The sequence below is a fragment of the Mesorhizobium sp. C268A genome (assembly GCF_040324475.1).
In the GTDB taxonomy this organism is placed as follows: Bacteria; Pseudomonadota; Alphaproteobacteria; order Rhizobiales; family Rhizobiaceae; genus Mesorhizobium.
Window position 1 is genome coordinate 3,513,671 of sequence record NZ_JAMYVX010000001.1, and the last position, 16,672, is coordinate 3,530,342.

Annotated in this window: 14 protein-coding genes; 9 read left to right on the forward strand and 5 right to left on the reverse strand. The window is 62.1% G+C overall.

Annotated features, from left to right (window positions below):
* Positions 1 to 3: 3 nt before the first annotated feature.
* Both ocd and rocF read right to left on the reverse strand, forming a co-directional pair.
* On the reverse strand, positions 4 to 1,065 hold the full coding sequence (ocd, locus tag NKL06_RS17085) for an ornithine cyclodeaminase (protein ID WP_023692901.1): 1,062 nt from the start codon (positions 1,063 to 1,065) through the stop codon (positions 4 to 6).
* Positions 1,062 to 1,997: an arginase gene (gene rocF, locus NKL06_RS17090; protein ID WP_023692900.1), complete on the reverse strand. Its 936-nt coding sequence runs from the start codon at positions 1,995 to 1,997 to the stop codon at positions 1,062 to 1,064. The genes ocd and rocF overlap by 4 nt, the downstream gene beginning before the upstream one ends.
* Before the next feature lie 146 nt (positions 1,998 to 2,143).
* Between rocF and NKL06_RS17095 the strand changes: the two genes are divergently transcribed.
* The 4 genes from NKL06_RS17095 (at position 2,144) to NKL06_RS17110 (ending at position 6,780) form a co-directional block, all read left to right on the forward strand.
* Complete coding sequence (locus NKL06_RS17095; protein ID WP_023685065.1) at positions 2,144 to 2,584, forward strand: Lrp/AsnC family transcriptional regulator; 441 nt, start codon at positions 2,144 to 2,146, stop codon at positions 2,582 to 2,584.
* 590 nt (positions 2,585 to 3,174) lie between these two features.
* Positions 3,175 to 4,389, forward strand: coding sequence for a glycosyltransferase family protein (locus NKL06_RS17100; protein ID WP_023672150.1), 1,215 nt, complete (start codon positions 3,175 to 3,177; stop codon positions 4,387 to 4,389).
* A 1-nt stretch (position 4,390) separates the two neighbouring features.
* On the forward strand, positions 4,391 to 5,635 hold the full coding sequence (locus NKL06_RS17105; RefSeq protein WP_023692899.1) for a glycosyltransferase: 1,245 nt from the start codon (positions 4,391 to 4,393) through the stop codon (positions 5,633 to 5,635).
* On the forward strand, positions 5,632 to 6,780 hold the full coding sequence (locus NKL06_RS17110) for a glycosyltransferase family protein (RefSeq protein WP_023692898.1): 1,149 nt from the start codon (positions 5,632 to 5,634) through the stop codon (positions 6,778 to 6,780). Before NKL06_RS17105 ends, NKL06_RS17110 begins: the two co-directional genes overlap by 4 nt.
* Here NKL06_RS17110 and NKL06_RS17115 read toward each other — a convergent pair.
* Positions 6,758 to 7,429, reverse strand: coding sequence for a class I SAM-dependent methyltransferase (locus NKL06_RS17115; RefSeq protein WP_081725482.1), 672 nt, complete (start codon positions 7,427 to 7,429; stop codon positions 6,758 to 6,760). The genes NKL06_RS17110 and NKL06_RS17115 overlap by 23 nt on opposite strands.
* Positions 7,430 to 7,691: 262 nt before the next feature.
* Between NKL06_RS17115 and NKL06_RS17120 the strand changes: the two genes are divergently transcribed.
* The 3 genes from NKL06_RS17120 to NKL06_RS17130 all read left to right on the forward strand — a co-directional run bounded on the left by NKL06_RS17120 (position 7,692) and on the right by NKL06_RS17130 (position 11,874).
* Positions 7,692 to 10,406: an ABC transporter transmembrane domain-containing protein gene (locus tag NKL06_RS17120; protein WP_023692896.1), complete on the forward strand. Its 2,715-nt coding sequence runs from the start codon at positions 7,692 to 7,694 to the stop codon at positions 10,404 to 10,406.
* Between the two features lie 34 nt (positions 10,407 to 10,440).
* On the forward strand, positions 10,441 to 10,908 hold the full coding sequence (locus tag NKL06_RS17125; RefSeq protein WP_023672144.1) for a cyclic nucleotide-binding domain-containing protein: 468 nt from the start codon (positions 10,441 to 10,443) through the stop codon (positions 10,906 to 10,908).
* 111 nt (positions 10,909 to 11,019) lie between these two features.
* Positions 11,020 to 11,874 (forward strand): MBL fold metallo-hydrolase, encoded by an 855-nt coding sequence (locus NKL06_RS17130; protein ID WP_023692895.1) that lies wholly within the window; start codon positions 11,020 to 11,022, stop codon positions 11,872 to 11,874.
* 1 nt (position 11,875) lies between these two features.
* Here NKL06_RS17130 and NKL06_RS17135 read toward each other — a convergent pair whose 3' ends face one another.
* Positions 11,876 to 12,634, reverse strand: coding sequence for a polysaccharide deacetylase family protein (locus NKL06_RS17135; protein ID WP_023692894.1), 759 nt, complete (start codon positions 12,632 to 12,634; stop codon positions 11,876 to 11,878).
* Positions 12,631 to 13,719 carry a glycosyltransferase family 4 protein gene (locus tag NKL06_RS17140; RefSeq protein WP_023692893.1) on the reverse strand — a complete coding sequence of 363 codons (1,089 nt, stop codon included), beginning with the start codon at positions 13,717 to 13,719 and terminating at the stop codon, positions 12,631 to 12,633. Before NKL06_RS17140 ends, NKL06_RS17135 begins: the two co-directional genes overlap by 4 nt.
* Before the next feature lie 74 nt (positions 13,720 to 13,793).
* On the opposite strand from NKL06_RS17140, the gene NKL06_RS17145 reads away from it, so the two are divergent.
* Together NKL06_RS17145 and NKL06_RS17150 are read left to right on the forward strand one after the other, a co-directional pair.
* Entirely contained in the window at positions 13,794 to 14,972 is a 1,179-nt protein-coding gene (locus NKL06_RS17145; protein ID WP_031208485.1) for a DUF3095 domain-containing protein, read from the forward strand.
* A 303-nt stretch (positions 14,973 to 15,275) separates the two neighbouring features.
* Complete coding sequence (locus NKL06_RS17150) at positions 15,276 to 16,616, forward strand: adenylate/guanylate cyclase domain-containing protein (RefSeq protein WP_023672139.1); 1,341 nt, start codon at positions 15,276 to 15,278, stop codon at positions 16,614 to 16,616.
* The last annotated feature ends 56 nt before the right edge of the window (positions 16,617 to 16,672 follow it).

Here is a 16,672-nt window from a genome sequence, read left to right on the forward strand (position 1 = left end):
CCCTCAGGCGGCTGCCGGCTGCAGCGCTGCCCTGAGCAGCATGCCGAAGAGGTCGCGCGGCTCGTCGGGATCGGCGAGCAGGTCGAGCTCCTCGTAGAGGCCGGTGGCCTGAAGCTGGTCTCTGATATAGCGCAGTGCGGAAAAATCCTCGGTGGCGAAGCCGACGGAATCGAACAAGGTGATCTGTTCCGCCGTCTTGCGGCCTTCCGCCTTGCCGGTCATCACCTGCCACAACTCGGTCACCGGATGGTCGGCGTGGAGCTGCTGGATTTCGCCCTCGATGCGCGTCTGCGGCGAGAACTCGACGAAGATGTCGGAGCGCAAAAGGATGTCGCGGTGCAGTTCCGTCTTGCCGGGGCAGTCGCCGCCGACCGCGTTGATGTGCACGCCGGAACCGACCATGTTGTCGGTCAGAATGGTGGCGGACAGCTTGTCGGCGGTCACCGTGGTGATGATGTCGACTCCTTCCACAGCATCCTGGCCGGTGGCGCAGATGGTGATGTCAAAGCCTTTGCCGGCGAGGTTGCGGGCGCATTTTTCCGAAGCCGAGCGGTCGATGTCGTAGAGCCGCAGCCGGTCGATGCCGAGCAGCGCTTTGAAGGCGACAGCCTGGAATTCGGACTGGGCGCCATTGCCGATGATGGCCATCGAGCGCGCGCCTTTCGGCGCCAGATATTTGGCCGCGACAGCGGAGGTCGCCGCGGTGCGCAGCGCCGTCAGGATCGTCATTTCGGTGAGCAGCATCGGATAGCCGGAGCCGACATCGGCGAGCACGCCGAAGGCGGTGACGGTCTGGCGCCCCTCGCGCATGTTCTTGGGATGGCCGTTGACATATTTGAAGCCGTATAGCCGGCCGTCGCTGGTCGGCATCAGTTCGATGACGCCGTCATGGCTGTGCGAGGCGATGCGCGGCGTCTTGTCGAACAGCTCCCAGCGGCGAAAATCCTCCTCGATATAGGCGGCGAGTTCGGTGAGGAACCGCTCGACGCCGATGGTCAGCACCAGCTTCATCATGCGGTCGACGCTGACGAAGGGGACGATGGCAAGGCGGGAAGGCTGGGTCATGCAATGCTTCCGGAATGGCTGCGGGTCGGGCGGTCCATGATCCGGCGGCCCATCAGGCTGGCGGCGAGGTCGACCATCAGCGTGGCGGTGCGGCCGCGCTCGTCGAGGAACGGGTTGAGCTCGACCAGATCGAGGCTGGAGACCAGGCCGCTGTCGGACAGCATCTCCATCACCAGATGCGCCTCGCGGAAGGTGGCGCCGCCGGGCACGGTGGTGCCGACGGCCGGCGCGATGGAGGGGTCGAGGAAGTCGACGTCGAGGCTGACATGCAGCAGGCCGTTTTCCTTTTCGACGATGGCCAGGAAGGCGCGCAGCAAAGGTGCAACGCCGTGCTCGTCAATGGTGCGCATGTCGTGCACGGTAACCCCCGCTTCGCTCAGCGCCCGGCGCTCCGCCGGATCGACGCTGCGCAGGCCCATGACGCAGATGTGGGCAGGGTCGACGGCGACAGGCAGGTCCGGGAAATAACCGTTGAAGCCCGGCCGGCCGCTGGCATAGGCGAGCGGCACGCCGTGCAGATTGCCGCTGACGGTGGTATCGAGCGTGTGGAAATCGGGATGTGCGTCGAGCCAAAGCACGAAGAGCGGCCGGCCGCGTTCGGCGGCGCGGCGGGCTATGCCCGACACCGTGCCGGCCGATATCGCGTGGTCGCCGCCAAGGAAGATCGGCATGGCGTCTCGCGAAGCCGCATAGGCGGTCTCGGCAATTGCCGCCGTCCAGGCGGAAATCTCCGGCAGGGCCTTCAGCGCGAGATTGCCGTGGACGATTGCGCGCACGGCGGCCGGTTGCACCGCGCCCCAGTCCTCGACCTCGTGGCCGAGTTCCGACAGCACCGAGACAAGCCCGGCCGTGCGCAGCGCGCTCGGCCCCATCTCGCATCCCATCCTGCCGGCGCCGTCCTGCACCGGCGCGCCAACGATCCTGCAGCGCATGGTTTTTGGTGTCCTTGCAAATTGATTGGGCAATTGATGCGTGGAATGAACCATCCTGGACCGGCAGTTTGAACAGGCGAAATTGGCATTTCGAGAAGAATGATTTATCAATTCGATAAGTCAGTTTGGTCAAAGTGGATAGAATCATGGACTTGCTCGACGAAAGGCTGGTCACGCTGCTCAGGCATGATGCCCGGCGCAGCATCTCCGATCTCGCGGTCGATCTCGGGGTGTCGCGCGCCACGGTCAGGGCGCGCATGGAGCGGCTGGAAAAAACGGGCGAGATCATCGGCTACACGGTGGTGCTGCGCGCCGACGCGGTCGACCAGCGGATACGCGGCGTGATGATGATCGAGATCGAGGGCCATGCCGCCGACCGCGTGGTCCGGGCGCTCGGCGGCCTCGCCGAGGTTTCGACCATTCACACCACCAATGGCCGCTGGGACCTGGTGGTCGAACTCGGAACGGCGTCGCTCACCGATTTCGACGCGGTGCTTAGGCGGATACGGCTCATCCCGGGGATAACCGGCAGCGAGACAAGTCTGCTGCTGGCAACGCCGAGGACGACAAGGGCAAGGTTGGCGTAGCCGTCCTTCCGGCCGGCGTGTTCACGCAAAGCTTTGTGACGGATCTGGCGAATGGGTCGCCTGGCTGACGAATCTCATTGGGGCCGCAGCTATCCTCCACATGACGGAGGAAGCCGGCATGACGCGAGATTGCACCAGCTTCAACGGTGCAAGGACCGGACGCTTGCCACAGGCCAAGGCTGATGGCAGGATAAAAGGCCGCAACGTGCGGCCTCTGGCGGCCGTTGTGTTTCGATGGATTATGAAGCATTTTCCCAAGGTGCGGGTTCTCCTCACAATGTGCGGCAGCCTCGTTTCGCCTTGGTCGCCCTTGATTTTTCGCAATGTGCGCTTTGCCTGCCTCAGGCCGCAGGGCATTTAATTCCACGGGGTCAAGCCTCATGACAGAGATTTGTGCTCGGGCCGTCTATCGTCGGCGAAGACAAGGCATGGCGCCACAATCAGCGCCCCTGGCATTCGTGACCTGGTGAAGAATGCCGTTGCGTACCTCTCGCCCCCATGTTTCAAAACAGGTCGATAGACCCGCGAGAATGGTTTCGAAGCCTGCGGGGTTGCCCACGGTCCGGCGAGAATTCTAAAAGACGTTCACAATGACACAGCACGCAAAAGACGCACGAATTCTCATGTACAGCCACGACACGTTCGGGCTCGGCCATTTGCAGCGTTGCCGAACGATCGCGCATTCGCTGGTCGGGGATTTCCGCGGACTTCAGGTGCTAATCATTTCGGGCGCCACCATCGCCGGCGCCTTCGACTACCGCGCCCGCGTCGACTTCGTGAAGATCCCCAGCGTCATCAAGCTGCGAAACGGCGAATACACCTCGCTGGAAAAGGACATCGATCTGCACGAGACGCTAAGGATGCGGCAGTCGATTATCCGCCACACGGCCGAGAGCTTCCGGCCGGATATCTTCATCGTCGACAAGGAACCGCTGGGGCTGCGCGGAGAGATTGAGGATACGCTGTCCTACCTCAAGACGCGGGGCACCACGCTCGTGCTTGGCCTGCGCGAGGTGATGGACGCGCCGCATTTGCTCGAAGCGGAGTGGGCACGCAGGGATGTGATGCGCAAGATCGGCCTGTTTTACGACAAGGTCTGGGTCTATGGCCCGCCGGATTTCTACGATCCGCTGACCGGCCTGGAGGTGCCGCCGGCGGTCAGGGCAAAGATGAAGTTCGTCGGTTTCCTGCAACGGAGCCTGCAGCAGAACCAGTTGCCCGGCCACCGGCCCGAGGGCGACTATATCCTGGTTACCACCGGTGGCGGCGGTGACGGCGCCGACCTGATCCACAACGTCATCGAGGCCTATCAGCAGGATCCGCGATTGCAGCACCGGGCGCTGATCGTGCTTGGGCCCTACATGCCGGCGCGCAAGCGCAACAAGCTGGTCCGGAAGGGGGCCAAGATCCCCTATGTCAAGATCATCGAATTCGACAACCGGATGGAAGAGCTGATTGCCGGCGCCAAGGCGGTGGTGGCGATGGGCGGTTACAACACCTATTGCGAGATACTGTCTTTCGACAAGCCGGCGCTGATCGTGCCGCGCGTCACGCCGCGCGAGGAACAGCTGATCCGGGCACGGCGCGCAGCCGAACTCGGCCTCATCGAGATGCTTTTGCCCGAGGAGGCCGAGGATGCCCAGCGGTTTGCCGATGCGCTGCAGGTTTTGCCGGGCCGGCCGCGCCCATCGCAGAGCAATGCGCATCTGACGCTGGAAGGGCTGCCTCATATTTCCGAAATCGTCGCGGAACTGCTCGACCGGCGGGCCGGCCATCACCTTTCGGTCATTGAAGGCATGAACTGAGTTGCAACACCGCAAGATCGTCGTGGTTCTGAAGGGCTACCCGCGGCTGTCGGAAACCTTCATCGCGCAGGAGCTGCTCGGTCTGGAGCGTGCGGGGTTCGACCTGATACTTTTCGCGCTCAGGCGGCCGACCGACGCAAAACGTCATCCCGTGCATGACGAGATCAAGGCCCCCGTCCATTATCTGCCGGAATATCTGCACAGAGAGCCGCTGCGCGTGGTTCGATCGCTGTTTGCCTGTCTGCCGCGGCCTGGCTTCTGGCGCGCGCTCAGATCGCTCGCTGCCGATATCCGCCGCGACTTTACCCGCAATCGCGCGCGGCGCTTCGGGCAAGCGCTGGTGCTGGCGGCCGAATGGCCGCAAGATGCCGGATGGCTGCATGCCCATTTCGCGCACACGCCGGCATCGGTGACGCGCTATGCCAGCCAGCTTCGTGGCTTGCCCTGGAGCTGCTCAGCCCATGCCAAGGACATCTGGACGTCGGCGGACTGGGATCTGGCCGGCAAGCTTTCCTCGGCGCGCTGGACGGTCACGTGCACGAAAACCGGCTTCGACCATCTGAAAAAACTCGCCAACGGCAGTTCGTCCGTGCATCTGAGCTATCATGGGCTCGACCTTGACCGCTTCGGCAGTTTCGGCGAGGCGCGAAAACAGCGTGACGGCTCGGCGCCGGCCGAACCGGTCATGATCTTGAGTGTCGGACGCGCCGTTGAAAAGAAGGGCTATGATACGTTGCTGGAGGCTCTTGCCCTCTTGCCTGGCGATCTGGCGTGGTGTTTCGAGCATATCGGTGGCGGCGAGGAACTGAAACGGCTGAAGGCGCTGGCGCAAAGGCTCGGACTGGAGGGGCGCGTCTCCTGGAAAGGCGCGCTGGCGCAGGAGGAGGTGCTTGAGCACTACCGCAGCGCCGACATCTTCGCTTTGGCCTGCAGGATCACCGCGGATGGCGACCGGGACGGCCTGCCGAATGTTCTGGTGGAGGCGGCCAGCCAGCGGCTTGCCTGCGTGTCGACCGATATTTCCGGCGTGCCGGAGCTTTTATCGTCGGATGAAACCGGGCTGCTGATTCCCTCGGAAAACCCGACTGCCCTGGCACAGGCGCTGGAGCGCCTGATCCGCGATCCCGTCCTGCGCGTCCGCCTCGGCGACGCCGCGGAGCGGCGCGTGCGAAGCAATTTCGATCATGTGGCAGGCATTGGACAGCTCAAGGAACTGTTCGAGCGGGAGTGGCGGGCCGCCGAATGAAGCGGCTGCGCGCTTTCTTCTATGTTCAGCACCTGCTCGGCATCGGCCATCTCGCGCGCGCCAGCCGCATTGCGGCGGCTCTGGTCGATGACGGGTTCGACGTCATCGTCGTGACCGGCGGAGCGCCGATCGCGGGATTTCCGGGATCGGGTGTAAAATCCGTGACCCTGCCGCCTGTCACCTCCGGTGACGAAGGATTTTCCGGACTTGTCGACCTGCAGGGCAAAGCCATCGACGATGATTTCAAGAGGCGGCGCTCAGAGATGCTGCTGCAGGCTTTCCGGGATTACAGGCCCGACATCGTCATTATCGAGGCGTTTCCCTTTGGACGCCGGCAGATGCGTTTCGAACTCTTGCCACTGATCGAGGCCATCGAAGCGACATCGCCCAGACCGCTGCTGGCGGCGTCCGTCCGCGACATCCTTCAGGAGCGCGTGAAGCCGAGCCGAAACGAAGAAACGGTCGATCTCGTTAACAGGCATTTCGATCTTGTCATGGTCCATGGCGATCCGGCTTTCGCAACCATCGACAAGACATTTCCGCTGGCTGGGGCGATCAGGGCCGAGGTCGCCTACACCGGGCTCGTTGCCGCGCCGCCGGCGCAAGCGGCCTCAGAGCGCTTCGACGTTCTGGTGTCGGTTGGCGGCGGGGCGGCCGGAAAGAGCCTTGTCAGATTCACCGTCGCGGCGGCGCGAAATGCCGACAACGCCTGGACATGGTGTTTGATCACCGGCCCAAACCTGCCGAAGGACGAGTTTGACGCGATCGCACGCGATGCCTCCCCACGCCTGTCCATCTTCCGGTTCCGCGAGGATTTCGCCAGCCTGCTGACCGGCGCCCGCCTGTCGGTCTCGCAGGCGGGTTACAACACGGTCTGCGATGTCATGCGCGCGGGGTGTCGCTCGCTGCTCGTTCCATTTGCAGCCGGCGGGGAAACCGAGCAGACGCGTCGCGCTCTGATGCTCGAAGAGCTCGGTCTTGCAACGGTGCTGACGGAACAGGACCTGACGCCTGAAGGTCTGGCGCATGCGATCGAGCAGGCGCTTGCGGGACCGCCGCCAGCCTCGCATCGTCTCGATCTGGAAGGGGCGCGGCGCTCGGCGCAAATCCTGCGCGAGCGCTTCAAACAGTTCCAATCAGCATGAAGCGTGTATAATTTTTTGTCGGCAATTCGCCGGAGAACCTGATCTGCCGCAGCGCCGCCATTGCTTCGAAGGCTGCAAGTGACGCCACGCAGTTGATGTGCGTCGGCTCGCTGAAATAGTCGTTCGACTGCAGCAGCACGTTCGTACCCCGCGGAAGCAGGGCAAGCCAGGCGCTGAGATCGGCTATGTGTTCGCAGCTCGTATTGACCACCAGGTCGGGTCGGCCGGCGCCATAGTCGAGTGCGTACATATCTGCCGTCAGTGCTTGAAACCGCTCGCCGGCTTGCCGGTTGAGTGTCCGGGCGACCGCGCCGACTTCGGGATCGATGTCGATGCTGTCGATCGCCCCGATGTCGAAGCGGGCGTCGTTGAAAAGCATCGCCGGCAATACGCCGTACCATCCACCCAGAACCCATATGCGTTCGAACCGGCCGCCGTCGCTTTCGAACAGCCTGTCGAGCGCCCACATCTTGCAGGCGACCTGCTTGTGGTTGAAGGCATTAGCGATATCGGCCTGCGGATGCTTGGCGATGACGCGCGCCAGCCCGGCCACGAGAGGGTGGTCGACGTAGGCGGCAATTCCCCGCGTGAGGTCCAGGGCTTGCTCATGCCCACCCATGCCGGCATTGCGTGGTTGCGTGACATCCATCATATTCGTCTTCTATGTTGGGATTTCCGGCGACACAACGCAATCTTGCCTCTTGCCTGTTCGACTTGCGGACGCGACTGTGCCGCAAGCCGTTTCGCCATTGCCCGGAGGAGGCCGATTGAATTTGTCCGGACCATCGGCGCCCATCCGCCTGGCGCGCAGCTGCCGCTTTGAGCTCGTCGTTGGCGGCGAAGACATGGCCGATACACCATTTGCCAGCAGGTGCCTTTACATTCCGCATCCTTCAAACTGACAATCGCATATGGAAACCAGCCTAGCCCGCTATATCTGGACGCACACCAGGAAGCAGCAGCTCTGGATATTGATGATCGTCGTGCTTTCGATGGTCCCGTATTTCATGTCGTTCGACCTGCCGAAGCTGATCGTCAACGGCCCGATCCAGGGCAAGGGGTTCGAGCAACCGGGCGCGACCCTGCCATTCATGCGGTTGCACTATAACCTGCCGTTCATCGGCGAGGTCCAGTTCTTCTCCGGTTTTCAACTGGACCGCACCTCGACCCTGCTTGCGCTCAGCCTTGTGTTCCTCTTGCTGGTCGTCATCAACGGCTTGTTCAAGCTCTACATCAACACTTACAAGGGCCGGCTCGGCGAACGCATGCTGCGGCGTATTCGTTTCGATCTGGTCGATCGTGTGCTGCGGTTTCCGCCGGTTTACTTCAAGCGGGTGAAATCCGCCGAAGTGGCGACCATGGTGAAGGACGAGGTGGAGCCGCTGGGCGGCTTCATTGGCGATGCCTTCCTGCAGCCGGTGCTGCTCGGCGGCCAGGCGCTGACGGCCATGCTGTTCATCATGGTCCAGAACGTCTGGCTCGGAATGATAGCGGTCGTGATCGTGGCGATCCAGATCGTGCTTATCCCGCGAATGCGGCGGCGGCTGCTCGTGCTCGGGCGCCAGCGGCAGTTGACGGCGCGCGCGCTTTCAGGCCGGGTTGGCGAAATCGTCGACGGCATCGGCGCGGTTCACGTCCACGATACGTCGAACTACGAGCGCGCCGACATAGCAGCCCGGCTCGGGCTCATCTTCAAAATCCGCTTCGATCTTTACCAATGGAAATTCATGGTAAAGTTCCTCAACAATTTTCTCGCGCAGCTCACGCCCTTTCTGTTTTACATGATCGGTGGCTATCTGGTCATCCAGGGGCGGTTGGATGTCGGCCAGCTCGTGGCCGTGATCGGCGCTTACAAGGACTTGCCCGGACCGATGAAGGAACTGATCGACTGGGATCAGGACCGGCAGGATGTCCAGGTCAAATATCAGCAGGTCGTCGAACAGTTCACCGTCGAGAATATCATCGCGCCGGAAATCGGAGCACTGACGGTCGACGATCCCGATCCGATGACCAAGCCGCTGTCGGCGGTCAGCCTGTCGATAGCAGACGATGGCGGCGCAATGCTCCTCAATCGCATCTCGCTCGAGGTCAAGCCGGGTGAGACGGTGGCGCTGGTCAGCACCGCAACAGGGGGAGCGGAGGCGCTTGCGGAAGCCTTTGCGCGGCTGACCTGGCCGGACAGCGGAAGGATCGTTTCGGGCTCCGATGACTTGCTCGATCTCCCCGAAGCCGTGACCGGCCGGCGCATGTCCTACGCTTCGTCGGATGTTTTCCTGTTCCAGGCAAGCCTGCGCGACAATTTGCTCTACGGGTTGAAGCATGCGCCGCTGACATCGGTGACATATGACGGCGCCGCGGCGGACCAGCACCGTTGGAATATCGACGAGGCGCGCCGGTCGGGCAATCCGGATCTCGATATCCGCAGCGACTGGATCAACTATGCCTCCGCCGGCGCCACCGGCCCGCACGACCTCTTTGAAGCCGTGCGCCGGGTGCTCGACGCGGTTCTTCTGTCGCGCGACATTCTGGATCTAGGCTTGCGCTCTTCGGCCGACCTCAAGCGCCACACGAAGCTTGCCGGGCGGATCGTCGAATTGCGTGCGGCGCTGCGAACCCGGTTGGAGGAAGAAGGCCTGAGCGCGCTGGTGGTTCCTTTTGAACCGGGCGCCTACAACAAGGAAGCGACGATCGGCCAGAACCTGCTCTTCGGCGCTGCGGCCGGCCCCGAACTGGCTCACAAGGCACTGGCGTCCAATCCCTATTTTGCTTCCGTGCTGAAGCAAGCCGGCCTCGACCGCACGCTCTACGAAATGGGCATGGAGATCGCCGAACAGGCGATCGAGCTGTTTGCCGACCTGCCGCCCGAACACCAGTTCTTCCAGCAGCTCGCCTTCATGAGCGCCGAGGAGATACCCGCCTACGAAACCTTGCTGCAACGGCTCAAGAATCGCCCCTACGATGCGGTTTCGGAGAACGACCGCGCCATGATGGTCACGTTGAGCTTTGCCTATATCGAGCCCCGGCATCGCTTCGGCCTCTTGACCGACGAGCTGATGAGCAAGATCATCGCTGCACGCAACCAGTTCTATGGAAACCTGCCGGCCGAGCTGGAGAAAGCTGTCGAACGGTTTGACCCTGACAAATACATCGCCGCGGCCACCGTCATGGACAACGTCCTGTTCGGGCGTGTCGGCAACAACCATCCCGACGCGCCGGACCGCATTCGCTCCATCGTCTATGATATTCTTGACGAACTGGGGCTTTATGCCGAGCTTCTGGATGTCGGCCTGGACTTCAACGTCGGCGCCGCCGGCAGGCGGCTGACCGGCGGACAGCGACAGAAGCTCGATGTTGCCCGCGCCTTGCTCAAGCGTCCCGATTTCCTCATTCTCAATCGGCCGCTGTCGGCGCTCGACCAGCGCGTGCAGGACAAGGTGTTGCGGAATGTGCTCGACGAAGCCAGACGCGACGGCCATTCGCCGGCAATTGTGTGGGTGGTGACGAATCCGGCAATGGCGGCGATGTTCGATCGGGTTGTGGTCTTTGACTCAGGCCAATTGGTGGAAGACGGAACACACGAGACACTCTTGGCGGGAAACGGTATCTTCAAGGAACTTGTGTCATAGTCTGGCAAACGCGAATTCAGGAAGGTTTGCGACAATGCTGCTCAAGGATGAAGTTGGAATGCTGCAACGCGTTCCCTTGTTCTCTGGCATCGAGCCGACAAAGCTCAAGCTGCTCGCGTTCACGTCCGATCGCGTGAACTACAGTGCCGGCCAGATTCTTTTCCGGCAGGGCGACGAGGCAGACGCCGCCTATGTCATCCTTTCGGGCAGCGCGGATATTCTGGTCGATTCCGACAATGGGCCGATCAAAGTTGCTGAATTGCTGCCAAATTCGATCGTTGGCGAGATTGCCATATTGTGCAACAGCTCCCGTACTGCCACCGTCAAAGCGGCAAGTGAGCTGGAGGCCTTGAGAATCCGCAAGGACCATTTCCTGAGGCTTATGAAGGAGTTTCCCGAAATGACCATCGAGATATTGCGGGTTCTTGCCGATAGGCTAAGCAGTACGACCGCGGACCTGATCGACGCACGAACGGCCGAGAGCGATTCACAGTTGCACTGAAGCGGCGAGCCGCTCTGTTTCTTTGTTTTGATGCAGTTTCCGGAACCGTGTCACACCTTTCCTGGAACGACTCTGGCAGCAGTTGGTTGGCTACGATGGGCGAAAGGGTGCATGGACGACGATTTCTTCCTTGTCAGGTTTTGGGGCGTGCGCGGCAGCATTGCGGTGTCGGGGCCAGAATTTGCTCGCTATGGCGGCAACACGATCTGCATCGAGATGCAATGCGGCAAGCATACGCTTCTGTTCGACGCGGGCTCCGGCTTGCGGCCTGCCGGCAGGACGCTTCGGGCGGCGGGCGTCACCGATTTCGACCTGTTTTTCACCCATTGCCATTACGATCACATCATCGGGCTGCCGGCTTTCAAGCCTATTTATGAACGAGGCATCAAAGTTACGCTTTGGTCCGGGCATCTCGCTGGACGCATGACGACGCGGCAGATGGTCGATGAATTCATTCGGCCGCCATGGTTTCCGGTGACACTCGGTGTCTGCAAGGCGAGCCTCGACTGCCGCGATTTCGCATCCGGAGACCTGCTTCGGCCACGCGAAGGAGTTGTTGTACGAACCGGTAGTCTTACCCATCCGGGCGGCTGCATCGGCTACCGGGTCGAATGGGGGGGCCGCGTCGTGGCGGTCATCACAGACACCGAGCACGAGCCGGGCAAACTCGACCAGGCGGTGCTCGGCCTGATCAGAGATGCCGACCTCGTCATTTACGACTGCACCTACACCGAGGAGGAAATGGAGCGCTACCGCGGCAACGGGCACTCGACATGGCAACAGGGCGTCAAGCTCTGCGAGGCGGCCGGCGCGCGCGGGCTTGCGCTGTTTCACCACGATCCGGCACGCACCGACGATGAGCTGGACGAGATGGAGAAACTGGCCAAGGACAGGTTTGCCGGCGCTTTTGCGGCGCGGGATGGCCAGACGCTCACATTCCCAACTTCAGTGAACAAAAAGCGCTGAGCTATTTTCCGGCGCTGCGTTCGGTCAATGTGCTGATCGGAAGCCATGCGCAGGCTTCGGTCCGCGCGGTGATCGTGAACAGCCGTTCGAGGAAAAGCCATGCCGATTCATCATGGACGAGATGGTGGGTGAGCAGGCCGACCGGTTCGCCGCCGTCGAATGCACGCTGCAATTGCGCGACGATGGCCTGAACCAACAGACCATGATCGCGGCAGCCGCGCGTGCCATGCCAATCCATGATGTCGACATTGCTGTTGATGACCGCCAAGGAAGCCGGCCTTGGCGGCCCGAACACCGACAATGCCGCAAATCCTATCGATCCGAGGTCGGGTACCAGGCCGGCGTCGATCCGGTTCCAGGGCGGCACCAGCATCGGAACCGCACGTGCGCCGTGCAGGCCGGTTACACGCGACAGCCCGCCGGTCAGCTCATCCAGCACCACCTCGCGTGGCCGATGCGCGCCGAGCTCCTGCTTTTTTTGACCCTCGGGCGCATGATTTCGGTGCGCCCAGCCATGAATGGCGACCGTGGCATGCGGCGCGGCGTCAAGCCGGACGACAAGCTTCCCGTCGGTCTGGGCCGGAATGACGGCCAGAGTGACCGGCACCGCGAAGTCACCGGTGAGGTCGAGCAACCGATCGAGCGCCGGCGTCGGATCCACGGCGTCATCGTCGCGCAGCCAGAACTCTGCCTTGCGGCCCGCCCGTTGCCGGTGCGCCAGCTCGTCCACCAGGGGCTGCCAAGTCGGGTCGGATGTCATGACAACGGGATCATCTTGAGAAGTTCGGCCAGGCGGGCCTTTGCAGCACCGAGAGAGCGTTCTTCGAGAACGAAACGTCTGGCCTCTGCAGCCATGATGGTTCTTTCATCATTATTGGCCAGAAGCCTTGCAATTGCGGAAGCGAACGCCGCCACATCGGCTGGCGGGGTGAGAAACCCGGTCTGGCCATGCCGCACGACCTCCGGCACGCCGGCAATGTCCTGAGCCACCACCGGAAGGCCGGCGGCCTGTGCTTCAAGATAGGCAATGCCATAGGCCTCGCCGTAACCCGGCCAGACGTAGATTCCCCCGCGATAGAGGACATCCGGCACGGCGACCGGCTCAATCGCGCCAAGCCATTCGATACGGTCGGCGGGCAAGCCGGCGAATTGCGCCTTTACCTCGTCACGGGCAGGTCCGTCCCCGACGACCGACAGCGTCCAGGGGAGGTGGCCGATCAACCCGAGCGCCTGCGCCAGCATGCGATAGCTCAAGACCTTGTCGCCCGGGCGCATCATGGCGACGGTCACGAGGCGCGTCGGATAATCCAGTACCGGCATTTCGTGGAATGCCGATGTGTCGATGAAGGGTGAAAGCATACCGAGAGCGGCGTGGGGAACAGCATCCGCCAGCCCCTGGCGATCCCTTTGCGTGAAGCAGATGTTCAGCGCCGCCTGCTCGATGGCTCGCGCCACCAATGCCTGGCTATCGGCCCACGAACCGGCGTTGCGCCGTTCGGAATAGGAGGCTTCGGCCGTCACATAGGGGACGGCAAAGGCCAACGCCAGCTCGGGCCCGATCAGGTCGGGCGCCTTGTAGTAGGGATGATAGGAGAACCAGAGATCGGGCTTGCCGTCGCGGTCCCAAAGCCTTGTCAGTCGCGCGGCTTCGTCCCGGGCCTCGATCATGAGCGCATCGAAACTTTTCGGTTCCGGCTGGCGTAGATAGAAGCGCAACTCCGATGCCAGTTCGACGCTATGCCCGCCATGCTGCAGCGCCTGGACCAGCATCCGTGCCATCTGGCGGTCGCCGGAGACAACGGGATGATTGGGCGACTTCAGCGGGGCGTAGAAGGCAATTCGCATCGCGCGATCCTATCATCGCAAAGCCTGCCCAAGTCAATTTCGAGGCATGATCGACTTCACCTTCAAGCGTTGGAATGTGCTATCTGATGCTTATGGAAACAGCTGTCGCGTCCGACCCGTTCGTCGCTTCTTTGCCGGTCTTCGCAAAGTTCGAAAGCGTTGCCGATATCGACAACTATCGGCCTCTCCCCGATGGCTGGGCGCTGGCCACCGCCGACATCGTCGGCTCGACCAAGGCGATCGAAGCCGGGCGCTACAAAACCGTCAATATGGCCGGCGCCAGCGTCATTTCGGCGCTGCTCAATGCACTGGGCCGGCAAGATCTTCCCTTCGTCTTCGGCGGCGACGGCGCGCTCGTGGCGTTTCCCGGCTCGGCGCTGGAGATCGCCCGTAACGCGCTGGCTTCTGTCCAGAGATGGGTGGCGGACGAACTGGACCTGACCTTGCGTGCCGCAATCGTGCCGATAAAGGACATAAGAGCGCAAGGCCTCGACGTTCGCGTGGCGAGGTTCCAGGCCTCTGAAGCAGCCTTCTATGCCATGTTCGCCGGCGGCGGCGGCAGTTGGGCGGAAGCCGAAATGAAAGCCGGGCGCTACCGCATCGACCCCGCGCCGGCCGGCGCGCGGCCGGATCTGACCGGCCTCTCCTGCCGCTGGAACCCGATCGAAGCCCGGCATGGCGAAATTGTCTCGATCATAGCCGTGCCGGGGGCATCGCGCGACTTGCGTGGTTTCCAGTTTCTGGCTTCCGACATCATCGCCCTTGCCGGCAGGCAGGAGCGCGATGGCCACCCGGTGCCGGTGGACGGTCCGGCCTATAGTCTCTTGCCCGCCGGTCTCGATGTCGAGGCACGGGCCACGGCGCCGCCGGGGCGGCGGTGGCTGGCCAAGCTGTGGGTGATCTTCCTGATGACGCTTACGGCCGTCACCGACAAATTGGGCTGGACGATCGGCGGTTTCGACCCGAAGGTCTACAAACGCGAGGTGGCCAGCAATTCGGATTTCCGCAAGTTCGACGACGGCTTGAAGATGACCATCGACGTCGACGCGGATGTGTTGCAGCGGATCGAGAACCGGCTGAAACAGGCGGAAGAGGCCGGCATCTGCAACTATGGCCTGCACCGCCAGAAGTCGGCCTTGATGACATGCCTCGTCATCTCGCCGCTGCAGCGCGATCATGTTCACTTCATCGATGGCGCCGCCGGCGGCTATGCAATGGCTGCCGCAAGCCTGAAGGCGAAGGCGCCGGTCTGACGACGGCTTGGGGAAATCGATTTTCCGCAATGCGCCTCGGCCATGGTTCTTGAGACCCGGCGAGCCCGACGGTGCCTGAGCCGACCAATTTTTTGCGCGATGTCAGGATCGGGATTGCACTTCGCCGGCAGCCTCGCCACATAGTGTCGCAGGTGATCTGTGCGGTCGACGTCTGCTTGCTTCCTGCAAGGACAGTCATTTGGGATATTCTTCGCCGGCTTCTGCCCCCGAAGCCGGCTTCATTGACTTCGAGAATTTGCGGATCAAAGGAGATGGCTCGTCTTCGACGGGTTTCGAGATAGCATGAGCACAGCGCAAGCAGAAATTTCCAACATTCTCATGGATAAGGTTGCCGATTGGCTGACCCAGTCGGCGCTGGCGGGCGACGACCTGGAAACATTGGTCAAGGGTTTTTGTGAACGGCTGGCTGCTGCCGGCCTGCCGCTGAAGCGGGTGCATTTGAGCTTTTCGATGCTGCATCCGCTTTATGACGCGCTCGGTTTCACCTGGATTCGCGGCCAAGGCCTGGAAGTGGAAGGCTTCCGGAGTGAGAACGGCGTCCATTCCGACAGATTCCTGACCAGCCCATACTACCATCTGCTCAGCAACAAGCTCGACCATCTGCGGCGCCGGCTCGACCCGTCGGTGCGGTCGGAGTTTCCTGTTTTCGATGAGCTCAGGCTTATGGGCGTCACCGATTACATGGCTTTCGTCCATCCCTTCAACGGCGATACAAGTCAGGGCATGTTGGGGTCCTGGTCCACCGACAGTGCTTCAGGCTTCAGCGACAGCATGATTTCGGCGCTGCTGCGGATCCAGAACCATCTCGCCATAGCAAGCAAGATGGCGGTGCTCACCAAGCTCGCCGACAACATGATGACCACGTATCTCGGCGGTGACGCCGGCAGGCGCGTGCTGGACGGCCAGATCAAGCGCGGCGAGGGCGACACAATCCGGGCCGCGCTGGTGATGGGCGATATGCGCGGGTCGACAAGGCTCGCCGAAACCTCCGGCCGCGAAGTCTATATCGATACGCTGAACCAGTTTTTCGATGCCATCGCAGCACCATTCAATCGCAAAGGCGGGCAGATCATGAGTTTCCTGGGGGATGGATTCATTGCCGTCTACCCCTGCGAAAGGCACCGGGCGCAGTCAGAGATCGCCTGCCAGGCTGCTCTTGCGGCTGCGCACAAGGCCAGCATGCGCATGATGGAGCTCAATCTGCGCAGAAAAGAGCAAGGACTGGGCGACATAAAATTTGGTATCGGCCTGCATGTCGGCAATGTGATGTTCGGCAATGTCGGGCTTACCGACCGACTCACATTCTCGGTCTTCGGCTCGGCTGTAAACGAGGTCCAGCGTCTCCAGACCCTGACCAAGAAATATCCGCACAGCGTTCTCGCCAGCAAGGACTTCGCCGGCTATTGCGGGGCCAACAGTTGGCTGACGCTCGGCGAGGAGGAACTGGCGGGCAGCAAGCAGAAGCTGACGGTGCTTTCACCCGATCTGTCGGGTGCTCTCGCACTCGATGAAGACGCTGCGCTGCAGCCGTTTCACGATCGGATATCGGACGCCGAGCAGGTCATGCTGCTTCATCGCGATGCCGCGCGGCTGTCGGCGGGCGACCGGAGGAAGCTCCAGTAGTCACCACCATCCGATCTGGACGCCCTGGTATGCTGTCCGGCCGCCGGTCGCCGGGG

Excerpts from the sequence above, each read along its gene's own strand:
- NKL06_RS17095 (WP_023685065.1), top strand. The coding sequence starts at position 2,144 with ATGGACTTGCTCGACGAAAGGCTGGTCACGCTGCTCAGGCATGATGCC.
- NKL06_RS17115 (WP_081725482.1), bottom strand. The coding sequence starts at position 7,429 with ATGGATGTCACGCAACCACGCAATGCCGGCATGGGTGGGCATGAGCAA.
- NKL06_RS17145 (WP_031208485.1), top strand. The coding sequence starts at position 13,794 with ATGTGCTATCTGATGCTTATGGAAACAGCTGTCGCGTCCGACCCGTTC.
- ocd (WP_023692901.1), bottom strand. The coding sequence starts at position 1,065 with ATGACCCAGCCTTCCCGCCTTGCCATCGTCCCCTTCGTCAGCGTCGAC.
- NKL06_RS17140 (WP_023692893.1), bottom strand. The coding sequence starts at position 13,719 with ATGCGAATTGCCTTCTACGCCCCGCTGAAGTCGCCCAATCATCCCGTT.
- NKL06_RS17150 (WP_023672139.1), top strand. The coding sequence starts at position 15,276 with ATGAGCACAGCGCAAGCAGAAATTTCCAACATTCTCATGGATAAGGTT.
- NKL06_RS17130 (WP_023692895.1), top strand. The coding sequence starts at position 11,020 with ATGGACGACGATTTCTTCCTTGTCAGGTTTTGGGGCGTGCGCGGCAGC.
- NKL06_RS17135 (WP_023692894.1), bottom strand. The coding sequence starts at position 12,634 with ATGACATCCGACCCGACTTGGCAGCCCCTGGTGGACGAGCTGGCGCAC.
- rocF (WP_023692900.1), bottom strand. The coding sequence starts at position 1,997 with ATGCGCTGCAGGATCGTTGGCGCGCCGGTGCAGGACGGCGCCGGCAGG.
- NKL06_RS17120 (WP_023692896.1), top strand. The coding sequence starts at position 7,692 with ATGGAAACCAGCCTAGCCCGCTATATCTGGACGCACACCAGGAAGCAG.
- NKL06_RS17110 (WP_023692898.1), top strand. The coding sequence starts at position 5,632 with ATGAAGCGGCTGCGCGCTTTCTTCTATGTTCAGCACCTGCTCGGCATC.
- NKL06_RS17100 (WP_023672150.1), top strand. The coding sequence starts at position 3,175 with ATGACACAGCACGCAAAAGACGCACGAATTCTCATGTACAGCCACGAC.
- NKL06_RS17125 (WP_023672144.1), top strand. The coding sequence starts at position 10,441 with ATGCTGCTCAAGGATGAAGTTGGAATGCTGCAACGCGTTCCCTTGTTC.